Source organism: Gardnerella sp. CCPDSM (genome assembly GCF_056754715.1).
On record NZ_JBQEQO010000002.1, the window covers coordinates 166,939 to 185,915 of the forward strand.

Here is an 18,977-nt window from a genome sequence, read left to right on the forward strand (position 1 = left end):
ACCACAGAGGGTGGTTTTTGTTGCGAGCGTGTGAAAGTTGGTTAATAGTGGGAGGTATCGCTTCAAAATTTGGGGAATTGTTTGAATTTGGGGGATGCCATGGAATATTACGAGCCGGGGAGCAAGGTTCCTGAGCCTAAAACTTATTTGCCGCATAGGCGAATCGCTTCGTCTTTGTCTGAATTTTCTAACGACGCTTTTAGCGAAAATAATATCGAAAATAATATCGAAAATAATATTAAAAATAACTTTAATTCTTTTAACTCCGCGCTAAAAAGCAGCAAATCTTCCGCAAGATTTCATATGAAACCTATTCATACTTTGGCGATTATGTTTGTGCTGGTTGTGGCATTATGTGCAAGTCTTACTATGCTTATTTCGCAATCGCTAACGTATCAGCAAATGCAAAATAATCAGTCTGAATTATTGCCAAAAATAAAAAATAATACTAATTATTCAAAAAAATCTTTTAAGAATTTAGAAAATAGTAATTCTAAAAAAAGTAAAGAAAGCAATGAAAGTCAAGAAAGTAGCGAAAGTAACGAAAGTCAAGATAGTGGCGAAAGCAGCGAAGCTATAGAAAGCAAAGAAAGCAGCGAAAGAAAAGAAAGCAGCGAAAGCAGCGAAAGCAGCGAAAGCAAATCTGCTTTTAGTAAAAACAACAATTCTCGCATCAATCTAAATACTGCAACGCTTACGCAACTACAAACTTTAAAAGGAGTGGGACCTAAAACTGCTGAACGAATTATTGCTCAGCGAAAAAGAGTAGGAAGTTTTAAAAGTTTAGAAGATTTGCTGCAAATCAAGGGCATCGGTCCTAAAACTTTGAACAAGTTTCGCGGAATTGTGTATGTGAGTTAGGTGCATTATGTGTGATGATTTGCAACGAGTTCGCGGAAGCCGCGATTTTCGCATGCTGCCGGTGGCAATCGCTTGCTGGGCTGGCTGCTTGCTTGGAAGGTTTTTCTGGGAAACTTATAGTTTTTACGGAGCGAACGTAATTATTGCTAGCGCAGTAGTAATACTTATTTTGTTGGCATTTGCGTGGATATTATTGCGTATTTTTGCTAAGAATGTGAAGCATTGTGCTAACAGGCGCACTACAACACTGGTTAATTTGCTAAAAAGTATGCGCTGTAAATTATTCACTTGGAATCGCACAATTTCGCTTACTGCATGCTTTTGCATAGCCGCATGCGCAATTACTTACGTAACGCAATGCGTAATTTCTAATGACGTTGTGATGCGCGAAATACATGCGGAAACTGGAGTTAAAACAGCACATGCTGAAAGTAGCGCCGAAAAATCTGATCGCGTTGCTGAATTTACAATAATTACGCCACTTCGCACTTCTAAAAGTTTTATGGGAGATTGTCAAGCTGTAGCTCAAGTGCATAAATTTGCTGGGCAAATAAGCTACGTTCAAGCGAAATTTTACGCGTATTCGCCAATATGCAAGCGGCTCGATTACGGATCTAGCGTGCGCGTGCCGGTAAGCATTAAATCTTCGCATTTTGATTACAATAAACCAGAAATTTATATTTCAAAATCGCAAAATTCTTTAGTAATTACTAAAAGCGCGGATATTTTTCACAAATCTTTAACCGCATTATGGCAGTCTTTTCATAACGTAACCGGAAAGCTTGATGCGCAAGGAAGCATGCTGGTTCCAGGAGTAACTGTTGGAATGCTCGGGCAGGAATATGTGGAGGCAGAAGAGACAAGTTCGCATGAGCCAATTGATGAAACTTACGCAACGATGACGCGTAACCATTTTCAGCACGCAGGAATTATGCATGTTATGGCAGTTTCAGGCGGTCACTTTTTACTATTAAGCATGCTTATTTACAAATGTTGCTCTTACTTGCTGCTTCCTAGATGGTTCACATCTTTTTTGCAAATTGCGCTGCAAATACTTTTAGCTGCAGTAGTTTACCCTTCAGCATCGGTGCTCAGAGCGCTAATTATGGGAATAATAGCCGCAGTAGCGTTTTGCTTCAAAAGACCATACCAGTCTGTAAGTGCGCTAAGTTGGACTGTTATAGGCGTGCTTGTGGTGAACCCTTCATACGCTTGGGATTATGCCTTCGCGCTTTCTTCTGCAGCAACATTGGGAATTGTGGTTATGGGAGTGCCGGCTACGAAAATACTTTCGAAATATATGCCAAACTGGATTTCTTCAGCACTTTCTATAACTTTTGCTGCACAATTGTGGACAATGCCTGTGCAAATTCTTATGCAACCGGAAGTTTCGTTTATGTCTGTTCCCGCGAATTTAATCGTTGCTCCTCTTATGGATTGGGCAACCGTTTGCGGATTAATTTCGCTTACTTGCGCAAGTTTTAGTGAAGGATTGTCGCTTATTTTTGCCAGAGCTTCGTCAATTGGAACTAACTTTATGGAAAAATGCGCTTATTTGTGCGATGAAGCGGCTTTTGGGGTTTTCCCGTGGATGAAAGGTTCTGCAGGTGCTTGGCTTATGGTTGGTGTGGAAGTGGCACTTTTTGCTGCTTTTATGATTGCTTTTCGCGTTTTTCACAATCGAGCTTATGTGCAGCGAATGAGCATAATTGGGCAACTTTGGGCTTCTTCGGGAAAGCGCATGGTGGAGGATGCTTCGAAAATTTTCGAGGAATGAATATGCCGATGAATGAACATGCGCGCATATTCGTGTGCAATATTATGATTGGTAAAAGTTGGAAATTAAGGGGCGTTAAGGAGCATTATGGCAGCAAGTAGTAAGCGTGCGGAACGTGTTATGCCTGTGACTCTTGTAGTTGGAGGGGATGATTACTTAAACGAGCTTAACGCTCGAACTTTGCGCGAAAAAATACAGCAAAGTGCTCCGGATGCTGAAATTATTGAGCTTGACGCATCTAGTGCAGATAAGTATGCGTTTGATGAAGCTACAGGTCCTTCGCTTTTTGGCGACGGCACAATTGTGCTTATTAACGATTTGCAAAGTGCGGATGAAACTTTAGTAGAAGCAATCGAAAAATTCTGCAAACAAGCGAAAAATAGCGAAAATAGCGAAAATAGCGAAAATAATTTTGCAGAATCTTCCTCAACCTGGGTTATTGCGCGCCACGAAGGTGGTCTTAAAGGAAAATCTATTATTACGCGTCTTACAAAAGCTGGCGCAAACACAATTACTGTGCCGGATCTTAAAAAAGACGATGCAAAACTTAATTTTGTAGTAAGCATATTTGAGAAAAATAAGCGCAATATTGAGCCTCAAGCAGCGCAACGACTTGTGGCAGTTTTGGGCGGTAAAACAGGAGAGCTTGCAGCATTATGCTCGCAATTATGTTTCGATTATGACGATAATCCAATAACTCTTGATATTGTTGACCGCTATTTGCTTGCAGATCCGCAAGTTACGGGCTTTTTCGTTGCAGACAAAGCAGTTACAGGTCATGCGGGATCTGCGGTTCTTGCAGCGCGCACTGCAGTTTCGCAAGGAGTGGAGCCAATAGCGTTAATCGGTTCATTGGCTGCAAAAATTCGTTTTATTGCGCTCGCAATGGCGGTTCGTAACGGCACGATTTCTAGTGCTGAAGCGAAAGTAAACCCGTGGGCGCTTAAGATGGCAATGCGTCAACTTCCTGGGTGGAATAGTGAGGGTATTTCTAAATGTTTTCAATCCTTAGCATGGGCGGATGAGCAGTGCAAAGGTGGTGCTAGTGACGCAAATTATGCGCTTGAAAAAAGCATTATGCTAATTGCGTCTCACGGAAATTAGGAATCGTAAATAAAAATCGCAAATCGTAAATCGTAAATAAAAATCGTAAATAAAAAACGTAAAAGAAAGAGCATTAACAAAATGGTGTTAGAACAGCAAAAAGTGCGTACTGTGCCTACGGATACTAATATGCGCGAGCTTGGTAAATCTGTAGCAAAACTTGTTAAAGAAGGCGACGTTCTGCTGCTTTCAGGTCCTCTTGGTGCTGGTAAAACAACTTTTGCTCAAGGTTTTGGAGCAGGTCTTTCAATTAGCGAGCCGATTGTGTCTCCAACTTTTACGATTGCGCGCGAATTGCACGGCACTTTTGCGGATGGTAAGCCTGCAACGCTAATTCACGTTGATGCTTACCGTTTGGGTGGCGAAGATTTTGCTCCGGGTCAAGATACTGTTTCGCGTTTGCTTGACGAGCTTGAATCTTTGGGTCTTGACGAAGCTTTGGAAGAGCCGGGAGATGGCACTGTTGTGCTTATGGAGTGGGGTGAGCAAATGGCTGGAGTGCTGGCATCTGAGCGCTTAGAAGTTCATATTGAAAGGCCTGTTGAGGCTTCGCAAGTTGACGACTTTACTAGCGACGGCGAGCGAATCGTAACTTTAAAAGCTGTTGGTAAAGATTGGCTTAATCGAATTGAAAAATTGTAATTAGAAATGCGCAATAAATATCGCAATAAACGCAAGTAAATAACGCAAGTTGTGCTAAGCGAGTAAGCTAGTCGGGTACGTGACTTCGAGGAATAAACATGAGTAATACGCTGATTATTGACACTTCATTTGGTTCTACTGTTGGAATTGTGGGCAATGAGCCGATTGTTGAAACCGACTCTCGCACTCACGTTGAGCGTTTGCAAGTAAATATTGCGAAAGTTGTGGAAAATGCGGGGCTTAAGCCTTCGGATATTGATCGCGTGGTTGTGGGAGTAGGACCTGCTCCTTTTACGGGACTTCGCGCAGGATTAGTTGCAGCAAAAGCAATCGCTTTCGCAAATAACGCACAAATTTTGGGCTGCGATAGTCTTCTTCCTCAAAGTTTGATGATGCGCTCTGGTGCGTTTGAAAAAGCTCGCAAAAATGGCGTTATAGAAAAGGATTTGCTACTAAAACTTACGAATTCTGCTACTTCTTGCGATTCTTGCGATTCGACTGTTCATCATTACGTTCTTTCACTAAACGATGCGCGTCGCCGCCAAGTGTACATGGCTTTGTATGACTGCGAAGGAAATGCGTTAATCGATATGGATATTGACTATCCGCAGAATGTTGTGTCTCGCGTAAACGAGTATTTAGCAAGCAAAACTAGCGAAAATTATTGCGTTGACGTGCTTGGTCACGGCTCTAAAAAATACGTTGAAGATTGGCAAAATATTGCTCACGTTGGCGTTATTGCAGAAGTTTGCGCGCTTGACTTGGGTATACAAGGTTTGCAAATTTTCGAACAGTGCGCTTTAGAATGCGCTGAGCATTGCTCCGACGAGAATGAGCGCGTAAAAGCTGTTGAGCCGCTGTATTTGCGCCGTCCGGACGTTTCCGTGCCGAATCCGCTTAAGCATGTGCTTGGCTCGGGAGTGGCAAATAAAGCCAAAGAAAAATAGAAGCGTTTTAACGATTTGAGTAATTATGATTGTTGATATAACGCATTCTAAATTTCCAGCAGTAGTCGAAAATTGCAATATAGTGCAGAAATGCGATTTTACGTGCGATGATTTAGCGCAAAAAATAGCGCCTATCGAAGCCGAATTATTTGGCAAAGGCTCGTGGAATGAGCGCATGATTTCGCAAGAATTGCAAGCTCCTATGCGAGCGTATTATGCAGAAATTGACGAAAATTCAAATACTTTATGTGGATACGCCGGATACTGGTTTGATGGCGACGATGCGCAAATAATGACAATCGGAGTTGCGAAAAAATATCAAAGAAAAGGCCTAGCGTCGGAACTTTTATCAACTATGATCAAAACCGCAGAAAAAATTGGTGCCAAACGCATGCTGCTAGAAGTGCGAGTTGACAATGTTCCTGCGCTTGAGCTGTATAATCGCTTTGGTTTTACGAAAATGGGTTTGCGCAAACGCTACTATCAGCCGGAAGGCGTGGACGCGTACACGATGTGCGCTGATTTAACCGCAAAAAATAACGGAACTGAGGAATAAAATGAGCGAAGCAATCGTATTAGGAATTGAATCAACTTGCGACGAAACTGCCGCAGCTATTGTGCGCGGACGCACGCTGGTGTCAAATGTGGTGGCATCTTCAATGCAGGAGCACGCGCGCTACGGTGGCGTAATTCCGGAAATTGCTTCTCGCGCTCACGCTGAAGCTTTCGTGCCGGTTGTTTCTAAAGCCTTAGCAGACGCAAATATGGATTTAAGCGACGTTGACGCAATTGCAGTTAGCGCAGGCCCTGGTTTAGCTGGCTGCTTAGCTGTGGGCGTTTCGGGAGCTAAAGCGCTAGCTTGGGCTGCAAATAAGCCAATTTACGGAATTAACCACGTAATCGGGCATATTGCAGTAACGCAATTGCAATTTGGTGACGTGCCGGAAGACGTGCTTGCTTTAATTGTTTCCGGCGGACACACTTCGCTTCTTCACGTGAACGATATTGCTAGAAGCATTGACGTTGTTGGCACAACTTTGGACGATGCTGCCGGCGAGTGCTTCGACAAAGTTGCGCGCTTGCTTGGATTCCCATACCCGGGCGGCCCTCATATTGATAGGCATGGAAGGCTTGGAAATCCGGATACTTTGAAAGTGCCGCAAGGCTTAACGCAAGGTCGTTCCGGAAAAGAGCATCCTTACGATTTCAGCTTCTCGGGTGTAAAAACTGCTGTTGCGCGCTGGGTTGAAGCGCGTGAGGCTCAGGGTCTTGAAATTCCAGTTGACGACGTGTGTGCTTCTTTGGCTAATTCTGTGGCGGAAGTGCTTTCCAGAAAAGCTATGATGGGCTGCGAGCAGTACGGTTCTAAAACGCTTATGATTGGCGGCGGATTCTCCGCTAATTCGCAGCTTCGCGAGCATTTGTTGGCTTGCGGCAAAGAGCATGGAATTGAAGTGCGTTTGCCGGAGCTTAAGCTTTGCACAGACAACGGTGCGATGGTTGCAATGCTTGGCGTGAATTTGGTGGAAGCAGGGGTGCGTCCTTCCGCGCCTGACTTTGCTATTGATTCTGCAATGCCTCTTACCACTGTGAGCTTATAATAAGTAGCAATAATAAAAGTCGTTTTAAAGTTGCGAGGTGTTTAGTGCGTTCAGGTAGTTCGCGTAGTGTAGTGTTACGAATTGGCGAGAAAATTCAATTCACTGATCGTAAAGGTAAGCGAATTACTGCGCAACTTGTTGCAGGCGGATTTACGCAAACTGAGCATGGTCTTATTTGTCACGACGACGTGATTGGCCAAAGCGAAGGAATTGTTGTAACTACTGTTAGTGCAAAGCGCGAATCTCAACAAACACGCGAAAATCAAGAATCTAAAGACCTTTCAAAATCTGGCAATAAGCCTTGGAAAGCAGCTCGCGCTATTGGCGGCTGGGATTACGTTGTTATGCGACCGCGCATGGTTGATTACGTGCTTTCTATGCCTAGGGGCGCGCAAATTATGTATCCGAAAGATATTGCGCAAGTAATCGCTTTAGGAGATATTCGCTCCGGAATGCGCGTTTTGGAGTCGGGCGCAGGCTCCGGTGCTATGAGCTTAAGCCTTTTGGACGCAGTTGGGGAGTGCGGAAAGCTTACTACGATTGAGCTTCGCCCGGATTTTGCGCGAATTGCTGAATCTAACGCAACTTTGTACTACGGAAAGCGACCAGAATGGTGGAATTTGCTTACTGGCGATTTTGATTCGGTTGCAAAAACTTTAGACGCGCACAGCGTGGATCGCATTATGTTGGACATGCTTGATCCGTGGAATCGACTTGAACAAGCGCATCGCGTTATTGTGCCGGGCGGTGTGCTTATTGCGTATGTGACGACTACTACGCAAATGTCTCGAATGGCTGAAGCTTTGCGAGAAAGCGGCGTGTGGACTGAGCCGGAGATTCAGGAAACGCTTGAACGCACGTGGAAAGCGCAAGGTTTGGCTGTGCGACCGGATCACGCGATGATTGGTCACACGGGATTTTTGATTGTTTCGCGCGCAATGGCTGAAGGTTTTACAGCTTTGAAAAAGCGCGAGCATGGCACTAAAGATACAGTTAGCGATATTGACGATATGACAGCCGAAGAGCGCGCTGAGCAGTTGGAAGACTTGTCTTTGCGTGATATTTCGGATCGTAAATTGCGTAAAGTTTTGCGCGATTTAGATGTGCAACTTGCGCAATTGCCGCAAGATTCGCAATCGCAAGAAATAGAGCATACTCAAGCTAAGTAGGAGAGTATTATGGCATCACCAATGAAAAAGCTTATGAAAAAAGCACACCATAGTAAGTACGTTTTATTGCTGATGCGTCATGCTAAAGCTGAAGCTCCTCAAATGGGCGACGATTGGGGTCGTGATCTTACAGATAAGGGCTTGAAGCAGGCGAAAATTATGGCAAAGGGCTTGGAATCTTTGAAGCTTGTGCCGGATTATATTGTGTGTTCTAGCGCGAACCGCACTGAGCAAACTTTGAAGAGAATGTTGAAGCGTTTTGGTGATGCGCCTGTGGTTGAGTCGCGCAAAAGTCTTTACGATGGTGGCATGCAATCGGTTATGGACGAGTTGCAAGCGGTTCGAAGCGATGTTCATACGACGATGATTGTTGGGCATGAGCCAACGATGTCGATGGCTGCGCAGTGGCTTTCTTCGCCGGATTCGGATCCGGATGTGCTTGGGGCGATGCGTTTGGGGCTTGCTAATGCAGCTGTTGTGGTGCTTGTGTCTGATCGTCCATTCGCAACTTGCGGCTTGCGCGGCGCCACGGCCCTCGCAATCCTCACCCCCAAATCCTTCGAGTAGTTAATAACACTCTGATTCCTGTTGTTCAAGGAACACTAGCATTGTTGCTGCTGCACACACTGTTCCATAAAAATCCCGCCGCGCACCTACCCGTAGCTTAATTTCGTGACTTTAGTGTACGAATACCAGTGTGGTAGAGATTTGAGATTTTTCGCACAGAGCGCGGCGAACGTCAGAGCCGAAGGCTGCTGATTCGCCAAGCGAAGAAGAAAAATCGAAAAATCTCTGCGATTGAATGAGGTTATTAATGGTTAGCACGCAGAGTTTGGGGGATTTCTCTACGAGTACTAAAAGAGGACTGAGAAGCTACATTCTTTAAAGATAGGCGAACACACTAAACTCTTTTAGCAGCCAGAGCGCACGAAGGACGGGACGTACGAGGAGAGAAATCCCCCAAAACTCGCGCCACGTTAATCAAGACGGCGCGCTAGTAATTTCCATTGCTTACAACTGATTAGTTACTAAATACACGAAATTAAGCATATAAATTAAGCTTATAACGACACCCCAAGTTCTTTAATGACCACAATTGCGCATTTCTTTGCTAGGCTAAAGCAAGTTGAAAGAAACAAAATGTGAGTCGAAAAGAAATTTTTGGAGGGTACATGTCTACGGTCCTAACTTCGGTGTCGGGTTTCCCACGTATTGGCGCTAATCGTGAATTGAAGAAGATTATTGAGCGTTACTGGAAGCAGGATGCTTCTTTGGATGAAGTGCGTGAGGTTGCTCAATCTTTGCGCGCTAAGCATTGGCGTTTGCAAGCGGAAGCTGGGATTGATTTAATTCCAAGTAATGATTTTAGCTACTATGATCAAATGCTTGATACGGCTATTCTGCTTGGTGCTGTGCCGGAGCGTTATAATGCTTTGAATTTTGAGCATGCTGAGGATACGCTTTTTGCTATTGCGCGCGGCTACCAGGGTGAGCGCGGCGATGTGACGGCGTTGCCGATGAAGAAGTGGTTTACTACGAACTACCACTATATTGTGCCGGAAGTTGAGAATCCGGAAGGCTTGCATTTGGCTGGAACTAAGCCTTTTGACGAGTTTTTGGAGGCTCGCGCGCAGGGTTTGGAAACGAAGCCTGTGCTGATTGGCCCGTACACATTCTTGAAGTTGGCTCGTACGCCTGAAGCTCAGGAGTTGGAAGTAACTGAGTCTGTGATTTCGGCGTTAAGTAACGCTTATGTGAGTATTGTTAAGCGTTTTGGTGAGCTTCACGCAACCTGGTTGCAGTTTGATGAGCCTTATTTGGCTTTGGATAAAGAAGAAGGCGATTTGGAGCTTTTTGAAGCTTTGTATAAGCCTTTGCTTGATGCTAGGGGCGCAGAAGTTAAGCTTCTTCTTAACACTTATTTTGGCAATATTGCTGACGCTTACGAGACTGTGAATAATCTTGGTTTTGACGGCGTTGGTGTTGATTTGGTGGAAGGCAAGGACGAAAATCTTGCAGCCATTGAGCGCTATGGTGTGAACGATAAGACTACGCTTTTTGCTGGCGTTGTGAACGGCCGCAATATTTGGCGTAACGATTATGCTGTGAGCCTTGGGCTTATTGATGCTTTGCGTGAGAATATTACGGATCGCGTAGCTGTTTCTTCTGCTTGCTCGCTTCTTCACGTGCCTTTCAGCACTTTTGGTGAGGATGCTTTGGGTGCAGACGTTTTGCAGCATTTTGCTTTTGCTGTTGAAAAGTTGCAGGAGATTCGCGATATTGCCAATCTTTCTGCAGAAAGTGACGAAAATCGCAAATCAAGTAACGTTTTGGCGAAAAATCAGGCTTTGTTCGACGGTTCGCGCGTGAAGGCGGATGCTGCTGTTGCTAATCGTCTTTCGAATCTTAAGGATTCTGATTTTGTGCGACTGCCGGAAAGGGCGGAACGTCAGCGTTTGCAAAAGGAAGCGCTTGGCTTGCCGGATTTGCCAACGACTACTATTGGTTCCTTCCCGCAAACTAAGGATATTCGTAACGCTCGTGCCGCTCTTCGAAAAGCTGAGATTTCGCGCGAAGATTATGACGAGTTTATGCGCGATCGTATTGCCAAGTGCATTGAGCATCAGGAGCAAATTGGCTTGGATGTGCTTGTGCATGGCGAGTTTGAGCGCAACGACATGGTTGAATATTTCGGCCAGCATTTGCGCGGCTTTAAGTTTACGAAGAACGCTTGGGTGCAGTCTTATGGCACTCGCTGCGTGAAGCCTCCAATCGTGTGGTCGGATGTTTCTCGCGAGTCCGCAATTACTGTGGAGTGGAGTGCTTATGCTCAAAGCTGCACGAATCGCGTTGTTAAGGGCATGCTTACAGGCCCTGTGACGATTCTTAACTGGTCTTGGCCTCGCGAGGATATTACTCACGAGCAGCAGACTCAGCAGTTGGCTCTTGCTATTCGCGATGAAGTGTTGGATTTGGAGCGCGCTGGTATTCGTGTGATTCAGATTGATGAGGCTGCTTTGCGCGAAAAGTTGCCGCTTCGTCGTTCTGATTGGCATAAGAAGTATTTGGATTGGGCGATTTCTGCTTTCCGTCTTGTTCATTCTGCAGTTGCTGCGACTACGCAAATTCACACGCATATGTGCTATTCGGAGTTTAATGACATTATTCGTGACATTGATGCTATGGATGCGGATGTGATTTCTTTCGAGGCTTCTCGCGGCGACTTGGTTGTGCTTGACGCTATTCACGACGCGCATTTTGAAACTGAGGCTGGCCCTGGCGTTTACGACATTCATTCTCCTCGCGTTCCTGGTAAGGCGGAGCTTGTGGAGCGTATTCACGAGATTTTGCGTAAGATGCCTGCTCAAAAGCTTTGGATTAACCCGGATTGCGGTCTTAAAACTCGTGGCGACGCTGAAACTTGGCCGAGCTTGGAGAATCTTGTTGCTGCTGCTAAAGAGGTTCGGGAAGAATTGCAAGATAACAAGCTAATCGATCAGCCGAGCAGGGGGTGAGTTGTGGCTTATAAACCGAAGTTTTCGCTGGAAGTTTTTCCACCTAAGCGCACATCTCCTATTGGTACTATTTACGATACTTTGGATGGCTTGAAGGGTCTTGACCCGGATTTTATTTCGGTTACTTACGGCACTGGAAAGCTGCAGGATCGCACTGCTACTGCGCGTATTGCTCATACGATTCGCTCCGAATATGGCATTGACGCGGTTGCTCATTTAACAGCTCGCTACATTGATTACGATGCTGTTGATGAAGCTTTGGAAATGTTTGATAATGCTGGTGTTTCCGGCGTTTTGGCTTTGCGTGGCGACGTGATTGCGGGCCAAGAGGCTGCAGGCGTTTTTGAGCACGCTAGCGACTTGGTTTCCTACATTCGTTCCAAGCGCCCGGATTTGCCGATTTTGGGCGCTTGTTACCCGGAGAAGCATCCTGAAGCGGAAAGTTTGCAGGCGGATATTGAGAATCTTAAGCGCAAAGTTGATGCGGGTGTTACGCATTTAATTTCGCAACTTTTTTACGATAACGAGGATTTTTTGCGTTTTCGTGATTTAGCTCGCGCAGCTGGCATTAACGTGCCGATTGAAGCTGGCGTGATGCCTGTTGCGAACGCTTCGCAAGTTAAGCGCATGACTAGCTTGTGTGCGTCTCGAATTACTTCGCAAGTTTCCGCAATGATGGATCGTTGGGGAAGTAATGCTGAGTGCTTGCGAGATGCAGGCAGTATTTTTGCTTCGCAGCAGATTAACGATTTAATTGCTGAAGGCGTTGATGGTATTCATTTGTATACGATGAATCATCCAGGTGTTGCGCGCAGAATTTGGTCGAATGTGAAGCCGCTTTTTACGAAGATTGGGTAGTTTGCGGCTTTTGAGCATTATCTCGTAAGCGTGCATGTTAAGCGCGTTTACGAGATATATTTTATTTGTGCGACTGTATATAAATGCGCAAAAATGCATATATGCATAAAATAGATACAATTTATTCTAAACATGTGTTTAGAATCGCCGTTAAAAACGTAATCTAGCTTACATTTGTTATGAAAGTTCTGTCTCGAAAATCTGAAAAAGGGTTGAAATGAAGCCGCTGGGGGGGGGGCTTCATGTTCTATACATCATAACAAATACATTGCAAAATATTCGTATATTCAGTATTATTGAGTATAAATCTCAACAATGGATTCGTGCTTTTGAAAGCTGAGTAGAAGTTTTATATGTGTATTTGATCGTAGTTCAATCAGCGTTTGATTACTACATAAAACTCTTCACTAATAAATTCACAAAGACTTGTTTAGAGAGAAATTGGTATTAAGGAGGTACATCATGACTAATTCAAATTCTAGAAGGCATGCACGCAAGGTTACATTGGATGCTGCAGTAAGCAACGCAATTTCGAAAGCTGTGAAGGCACGCAAAGTGGCTGCTTTAACAGTTGGTGCAGCAGGCGTGTTAGCTGGTGCAGCGTTCGCTTTTGGTGCAACTCCTGCAATGGCTGCGGAAACTGATGCTTCTTCTCTTAATAATTCGTCACAAAATAATCAATCTGATGATAGTAAAAATAATAATTCAGAATCAAACGACGATATTTCATTTGATGATATAGATTTGTCGGGAATTGATTTGGATGATTCGCAAAGTGACGGGTCTGGTAATGAAGCTAGTGCTAATAAATCTGCAGAAGAAGACAGAGCAGGAGAAGAAAAGAAACCTAACGAAGTAGACTTCTCCAAGTCAATGCCAAACGTTTACGGATGGGCAACTCCAAGCAACACTTTTGATACGGCTCTTTCTCAGCAAAAAATCGTGTATCATCTTCCAAAGTCAGAAGATGGAAAGTCGGTTCAGCGCGTTGTGATTTTGCCGGATTCGAGAGATGGTATTAATACTGATGAGGAAGCTGCATACACGGGCATAATTGAGTATGATTCCGATCGCGTAGACTCAATGCATCAGAAGTATTCTGGAATTTACGAGTTCAAAAAGAATCCTGACGGCAGTGCAGATTTGATTATGAATCAGCCGTTTAGGGATGCTGGAATCTCGTCAGGCCAAGGTTATTGCGCAAACCGCTCGATCTTCCTTTATTACAACCAAGGTGATTTGCAGCACAACGCAACTTCTAATAACTTCCGTACCGCAACTCTTGTGCCGCCAAAGGTTGCAAAATCAATCGTATTAAAGTATAACGAGCGCCTTTCGGCAGATACTATACGCAAAATGCTTCACGAAGCAGTGAATCTTCCAACTGATCACAAGTCTGGTGGTAGTGTAGCTGAACAGATTGTTTCACAAAGTAAGTCAGGGGGTGTTGGCTTGCGCATTGACGAAAATACTGTGAACAACACTCCAGACACGGTTGACGCAAAAATTCCGGAAAACATGGGCGCATACGACGGCGACATGTTCTCCAAAATCAACACTAAAAATGGCGACGACTATGCGCTTGGTTCGAACACTCTTAATACCTACATGGTTACGGATCTTGGTGTAAAGTCCCCAGCAATACCGCTTACTGTAGTTCGTTACGACGATCGTATTGAAAAGCTGGAAGTAGAAAATCCAAATAATCTTACTGCTGACGACAGGAATGCTATTGCAAAGCGCGTTGCTGAAAAGAATCATATTGACGCAAGTAAAGTTAGCGTAGACAGCGAAGGTAACGCTACAATCAACTTCGATAATCTATTCCAGCAGAATCCTCCTGTTATTAGCAAAGATGCGCTGGTTATGAAGAAGCGCTTGCACTTGCAAGATGGAGATATTGAGCTACCTTCTGGCGAAAACGCTGTGCCTGTTTATAGCCCGATTGCATATTCGAAGGATGATGTTGCTCGAATTAAGCAAGCTATTTTCGAAGCAAATAAGAACAATGATAAGCTCGGTCTTACTAGCGTAGATCAGATTACTTTGAACTTCTATCCTAAGGAAGAGCTAACAGTCAATAAATACGACGACAGGAGGGGTGTTAGTAACGGTATTGATGAAAATACTATTACCGTTAATATTAATACAGACAAAGCTGTTGGTTCGTTTAAGTCGGATATTCGAAATAATAAGATTACGCGTTTTGTTGATTTGCGCAAAGATTACGATGTGCAATTTACTGATACAAAGCTTAAAGGCCGTGACAGCGACGAAGGCTTGGAGTGGAGTGAAGACCACAAGACGCTTATTTATCGTTACGATTCTTCGCTAGGAACTGTATTTAATACTAACGATTTGATTAGGATGCTCAAAGCAACACCTAAGGGAGATTTGGCTTCTAAAGGTTTGCGAGACCTCGATGGTTCCGACCGCTTTAACTTTAGTCGTGAAGGTACGAAGGGTAAAGCTAAGTATTCTCACGTTAATTTCTTCATAGACGAAAACAACGAGCCGATTGGAGTTCTCGATATAGTTTCTCAAACTCCAGGTGGCGCTAATGAGCCGGGTGTTGCTGTAGCAAATTCTGGAGAAAAGATGAGCGAGTCCGAGTCGAAGGCTGGAAAGTACAGCTTCGACAAAGATAGCGAGTCGGTAACAGTTGCTGCAAAGGAAGGCAAAGTATACAAGGCGCGTCTGTTTGTGGATCCGTACCATCCGTATTTCTACATGGGTGTATACGACAAAGGCAAGCACGTTTACAATACGTCTAAAGCAATTAATATTCTGTTCGTTCCTCAAACGAAGAACAAGAAGCAGGACTTAATCGCTTCCGTTGATAAGAACAAGACTTTGCCAGATGGAACGCCTACGGATCCAACGTATTACAATGCTGATTCTGAGCTTCAAAAAGCTTACGACGACGCTTTAGCTGAAGCTAAGAAGGTATCTGAAGAAGCTCAAAAGAATAGCGACGAAGATATTAAGAAGAATCCGGAACTTCAAGCGAAAATTGATAACGTTACGCTTAAGCTCGATAAAGCTCGAAAGGATCTTAACGGTGATCCAACCGATAAGAATCCTTTGCAAGATTCTGTTAAAGAGCATGGTGACGACGCTAATAGCGGAACACAAGCAACCGACAAATACAAGAATTTGGACGGTGACTCGTTTAAGACTCCTGACGGCAAGCCGGATGATGCTAAGAATGAGAAAGCTAAGGAAGCTAAGAAAGCTTACGACGACGCTTTAGCAGAAGCACAAAAGTTGGTAGCAAATCCTAACGCTACACAAAAGCAAGTTGATGCAGCAAGAGATACTCTCGACAAGGCTCGCAAAGCTCTTGACGAGTTTGCTACAAACAAAGACAAGCTTGACGAATCAGTCAATACTAATAGCGGAATTGATACTGGCACTAAGGATGACCATTCTGATGCTGATCCTCGCTACCAGAACGCTACTGACGAAGAGCGTAAAGCTTACGACGATGCTATAAAGAAAGCTGCGGACGTAGCTAAAGATTCTAACGCTTCTCAGAAGGAAGCAGATACTGCTGCAGATAAGCTTAAGGAAGCAAAGGAAGCGCTCGATAAGCGCGAAACCAACAAGAAGCTTCTTGACGCTCAAGTACAGCAGAGCCACGATAACGACAAAGCTGACGATCTTGAATCTGCAAGCGTGTTCTACCGCAACGCTAAGAAGCTTAAGGATGGCGAAAGCTTAAACGGAGTCGATAAGGATACTGCGTTAGGATACGCGGATGCTTACGACAAGGCGCTTGCAGATGCTAATAATGTTCTTAAGGATCCAAAGGCAACTCAAAAGCAAGTTGACGAAGCGCTTGATAATCTCAAGAAAGCAGAAGACGACTTGCATAAGCTTTCTAGCGATCCGACGGATATTACTAAGACTGTTGCAGATAACTTTGCTGGCAATAAGCTTCCTGCATACTTCAACGCTAAAGATAAGGCGAATAATGGAGATGCGGACGCGGCTCAAGCATTCAAGGATTACAACGAAGCTTACGAAAAAGCGAAAGCTATTAAGAATAAGCTTGCAAAGGATCCTCACGCCAATATCGATAAGGATGAGATTGATAAGGCAAAGGATGCTCTTGACAAAGCTCGTAAAGTAATCGAAAAGTACAATACCGACGCTACTAAGCTTAAGGCTTCAGTAGACGACGATAAAGCTACTAAAGATGATCCTGCATACTCAAACGTTTCGGATGAAAACGCTTCTGACGAAGCAAAGAAAGCGAAGAAAGCTTACGACGACGCGCTTGAAGAAGCTAAGAAAGTACTCGGAAATAAGTTAGATAAAGACGTTGACGAAAACGGAAACGTAATACCTAACGAAAAGAAGAATACGGATAAGAATGTCGACGACAAGGACTTCCTTGACGGCGTACAAAAGCATGCTGATGGTCGCGCTTTGCAAAGCGATGTTGACAAAGCTTTGGAGAATCTCGATAAAGCTCGCAAGGATTTGCAAAAGTACGCAACTAAGACGGATGCTTTGAAGAAGTCGATTGACACCGATTCGGACACGAAGAAAGATCCTTCTTACAAGAACTCTTCTGACACGGACTACACGAATGATGGAACTAAGGTAACCGATAATTCTAAGACGCCTGCAAAGAAAGCGTATGACGATGCGTTAGAAGAAGCAAAGAAGGTTGCGAACGATCCTAAGTCGACTCAAAAGCAAGTGGACGAAGCTAATAAGAAGCTGGACGATGCTCGTAAGAAGATTCAAGACGAGTACGGTACGGATGTTACTAAGCTGGACGAGTCTGCAAAAATCGACAGCACTAAGGAGCCTGCATATAAGAATGTGTCGGATCCTAATGCTTCTGAAGATGCTCAAAAAGCAAAGCATGATTACGATAAAGCTTTAGCTAAGGCGAAGGATCTGCTCGAAAAGCATAGTAGTGACAAAACTCCTTTGGCAGATAAGCCAACTCAAGCGCAAATTAACGAGGCTCTTAAGGAACTTAACAAGGCGCGCGAAGAGCTTAAGAAGTATGACACGAATAAGAAGGACTTAACTGACGAAGCTGCTAAGGATGAAGAGTTCACTAAGAGTCCTGAGTTCGCGAATGCTTTTGAACACTCTGGCGATAAGAATCCGGAAATTGTTCAATACAAGAAGGCTTTGGATGAAGCTAATCGCTTGCTGAAAGATCCTGAAGCAACTCAAAAGCAGGTTGACAAAGCGTTAACTGATTTGAAGAATGCTAAGGATTTGATTAATTCAAAGTATCAAACCAATTATGATGATTTGAAGCATGAAGCTGAAACGCATAGTGTTTTCAAGGCAACACCAGCAGTGCAAAATGCTTTGACTTCTAAAACTTCGGACGATAAAGAAAATCCGGAAGTTGCTCGATACAAGAAGGCGTTGGAAGATGCTAACAATGTGTTGAATGATCCGAAGGCAACGCAAACTCAAATTGATGAAGCTCTTCGAAAGCTGAAAGATGCTAAGAAGGCCATTGAAGATAAGTACAGTACGGATAAGGCTGAGTTGCAAAAGGAATCTGATGATGATTCTGACTTCCGCAGCAAGATTTCGTACATTATTGCTAATTCTGATGAGCGTGCGAAGTATATTAAGATGCTGGATGAAGCCAACAATGTGCTGAAGGATCCGAACGCAACTCAAGCTCAGGTTGATGAAGCCTTGCGTAAGTTGCGCGAAGTTAAGAAGCTTATTGGAAGGCATGGCATTGGTGGATACGATTACGACGATGCTGGTGACTACTATAACTTCGATGTCTACGACTTCGACTTGGATGGCTATGACTTTGGCGACGGTGACGGTGACGGCAACGGCAACGGCTGGAATGGCTATGACTTTGGCGATTATGACTTTGGTCGCTATGATTGGCATGGCTATGACTGGTACTATTACTACGGTCGTCACGGTTATGGTTATGGTTTGACTGATGCGGATAACGCTAGCGGTTCTGAGGCTTCGGCTGCGGCTTCGGCTGCGGCTTCGGCTTCGGCTTCTGCGGATGCTAAGTCTGGTGCTGCTGGTGCTGGTGCTTCGGCGGATGCTAAGGGTAAAGCTAATGGCGGAGATAAATCGTCTCAGTCTGGTGCTGGACCTCACAATGTTGCTAAGACTGGCGCTGCAACGGGCCTGTTCGCGGCTCTTGCTGCAGTGTTCGCTGGCGTCGGTTTGGCTGGCGTTAAATCTAGTAGACGCAAAACTAAGTAATATTTGATTAATATATTGCCAGCGTAAGCTAAATTTTATGGCTTGCGCTGGCATTTTTTATTTGCGCGATGACCTGCTTTCGCGCTCAGAGCGTAGCGCGCGAAAGCAACTCGGAGCGTGAGCTTGCTCAGACGGAAAGTCCAGTGGACTTTCCGTGCAAGCTCAGCAGCGAGCGCTTATAGTGCGAGCGTCCTTCGTTCAGTGCGAAAAATCTCAAATCTCTGCCACACGAATATCCACACGACTGAATGCAGTGAGTATTGAAATTTGATATA

The 18,977-nt window shown here is 44.5% G+C and carries 12 protein-coding genes; all 12 read left to right on the forward strand.

From position 1 onward, the window contains the following. The first annotated feature begins 99 nt into the window (after nt 1-99). The 12 genes from ACTJLE_RS01935 to ACTJLE_RS01990 all read left to right on the forward strand — a co-directional run bounded on the left by ACTJLE_RS01935 (nt 100) and on the right by ACTJLE_RS01990 (nt 18,702). A complete protein-coding gene (locus ACTJLE_RS01935; protein ID WP_481267202.1) occupies nt 100-861 on the forward strand; it encodes a ComEA family DNA-binding protein in 762 nt (253 codons plus the stop codon). Between the two features lie 7 nt (nt 862-868). Beyond that, the gene (locus tag ACTJLE_RS01940) at nt 869-2,638 is read left to right on the forward strand and encodes a ComEC/Rec2 family competence protein (RefSeq protein ID WP_481267203.1); all 1,770 of its coding nucleotides are present in this window, start codon (nt 869-871) and stop codon (nt 2,636-2,638) included. An 87-nt stretch (nt 2,639-2,725) separates the two neighbouring features. Beyond that, nucleotides 2,726-3,742, forward strand: coding sequence for a DNA polymerase III subunit delta (gene holA / locus ACTJLE_RS01945; RefSeq protein WP_481267204.1), 1,017 nt, complete (start codon nt 2,726-2,728; stop codon nt 3,740-3,742). Nucleotides 3,743-3,823: 81 nt separating this feature from the next. Then, complete coding sequence (tsaE, locus tag ACTJLE_RS01950; protein WP_481267205.1) at nt 3,824-4,384, forward strand: tRNA (adenosine(37)-N6)-threonylcarbamoyltransferase complex ATPase subunit type 1 TsaE; 561 nt, start codon at nt 3,824-3,826, stop codon at nt 4,382-4,384. A gap of 98 nt (nt 4,385-4,482) precedes the next feature. Next, nucleotides 4,483-5,331: a tRNA (adenosine(37)-N6)-threonylcarbamoyltransferase complex dimerization subunit type 1 TsaB gene (gene tsaB, locus ACTJLE_RS01955; RefSeq protein ID WP_481267206.1), complete on the forward strand. Its 849-nt coding sequence runs from the start codon at nt 4,483-4,485 to the stop codon at nt 5,329-5,331. 25 nt (nt 5,332-5,356) lie between these two features. Beyond that, nucleotides 5,357-5,887 (forward strand): ribosomal protein S18-alanine N-acetyltransferase, encoded by a 531-nt coding sequence (rimI, locus tag ACTJLE_RS01960; RefSeq protein ID WP_481267207.1) that lies wholly within the window; start codon nt 5,357-5,359, stop codon nt 5,885-5,887. 1 nt (nt 5,888) lies between these two features. After that, nucleotides 5,889-6,932, forward strand: a complete 1,044-nt coding sequence (gene tsaD, locus ACTJLE_RS01965) for a tRNA (adenosine(37)-N6)-threonylcarbamoyltransferase complex transferase subunit TsaD (protein ID WP_004106430.1) — start codon at nt 5,889-5,891, stop codon at nt 6,930-6,932. Nucleotides 6,933-6,976: 44 nt separating this feature from the next. Next, on the forward strand, nt 6,977-8,101 hold the full coding sequence (locus ACTJLE_RS01970) for a tRNA (adenine-N1)-methyltransferase (RefSeq protein WP_481267208.1): 1,125 nt from the start codon (nt 6,977-6,979) through the stop codon (nt 8,099-8,101). A gap of 9 nt (nt 8,102-8,110) precedes the next feature. Next, entirely contained in the window at nt 8,111-8,668 is a 558-nt protein-coding gene (locus ACTJLE_RS01975; protein WP_481267209.1) for a SixA phosphatase family protein, read from the forward strand. 605 nt (nt 8,669-9,273) lie between these two features. Then, nucleotides 9,274-11,616: a 5-methyltetrahydropteroyltriglutamate--homocysteine S-methyltransferase gene (gene metE / locus ACTJLE_RS01980; RefSeq protein WP_481267267.1), complete on the forward strand. Its 2,343-nt coding sequence runs from the start codon at nt 9,274-9,276 to the stop codon at nt 11,614-11,616. Between the two features lie 3 nt (nt 11,617-11,619). Next, complete coding sequence (gene metF, locus ACTJLE_RS01985; RefSeq protein ID WP_481267210.1) at nt 11,620-12,474, forward strand: methylenetetrahydrofolate reductase [NAD(P)H]; 855 nt, start codon at nt 11,620-11,622, stop codon at nt 12,472-12,474. Nucleotides 12,475-12,936: 462 nt separating this feature from the next. Continuing rightward, the gene (locus ACTJLE_RS01990) at nt 12,937-18,702 is read left to right on the forward strand and encodes a peptidase (RefSeq protein WP_481267211.1); all 5,766 of its coding nucleotides are present in this window, start codon (nt 12,937-12,939) and stop codon (nt 18,700-18,702) included. Nucleotides 18,703-18,977 lie beyond the last annotated feature (275 nt).

What these genes read in the sequence shown, in the direction of transcription:
- ACTJLE_RS01975 (WP_481267209.1), top strand. Translation starts at nt 8,111, where the DNA reads ATGGCATCACCAATGAAAAAGCTTATGAAAAAAGCACACCATAGTAAG.
- tsaB (WP_481267206.1), top strand. Translation starts at nt 4,483, where the DNA reads ATGAGTAATACGCTGATTATTGACACTTCATTTGGTTCTACTGTTGGA.
- ACTJLE_RS01940 (WP_481267203.1), top strand. Translation starts at nt 869, where the DNA reads ATGTGTGATGATTTGCAACGAGTTCGCGGAAGCCGCGATTTTCGCATG.
- tsaE (WP_481267205.1), top strand. Translation starts at nt 3,824, where the DNA reads ATGGTGTTAGAACAGCAAAAAGTGCGTACTGTGCCTACGGATACTAAT.
- tsaD (WP_004106430.1), top strand. Translation starts at nt 5,889, where the DNA reads ATGAGCGAAGCAATCGTATTAGGAATTGAATCAACTTGCGACGAAACT.
- metE (WP_481267267.1), top strand. Translation starts at nt 9,274, where the DNA reads ATGTCTACGGTCCTAACTTCGGTGTCGGGTTTCCCACGTATTGGCGCT.
- rimI (WP_481267207.1), top strand. Translation starts at nt 5,357, where the DNA reads ATGATTGTTGATATAACGCATTCTAAATTTCCAGCAGTAGTCGAAAAT.
- ACTJLE_RS01935 (WP_481267202.1), top strand. Translation starts at nt 100, where the DNA reads ATGGAATATTACGAGCCGGGGAGCAAGGTTCCTGAGCCTAAAACTTAT.
- holA (WP_481267204.1), top strand. Translation starts at nt 2,726, where the DNA reads ATGGCAGCAAGTAGTAAGCGTGCGGAACGTGTTATGCCTGTGACTCTT.
- ACTJLE_RS01990 (WP_481267211.1), top strand. Translation starts at nt 12,937, where the DNA reads ATGACTAATTCAAATTCTAGAAGGCATGCACGCAAGGTTACATTGGAT.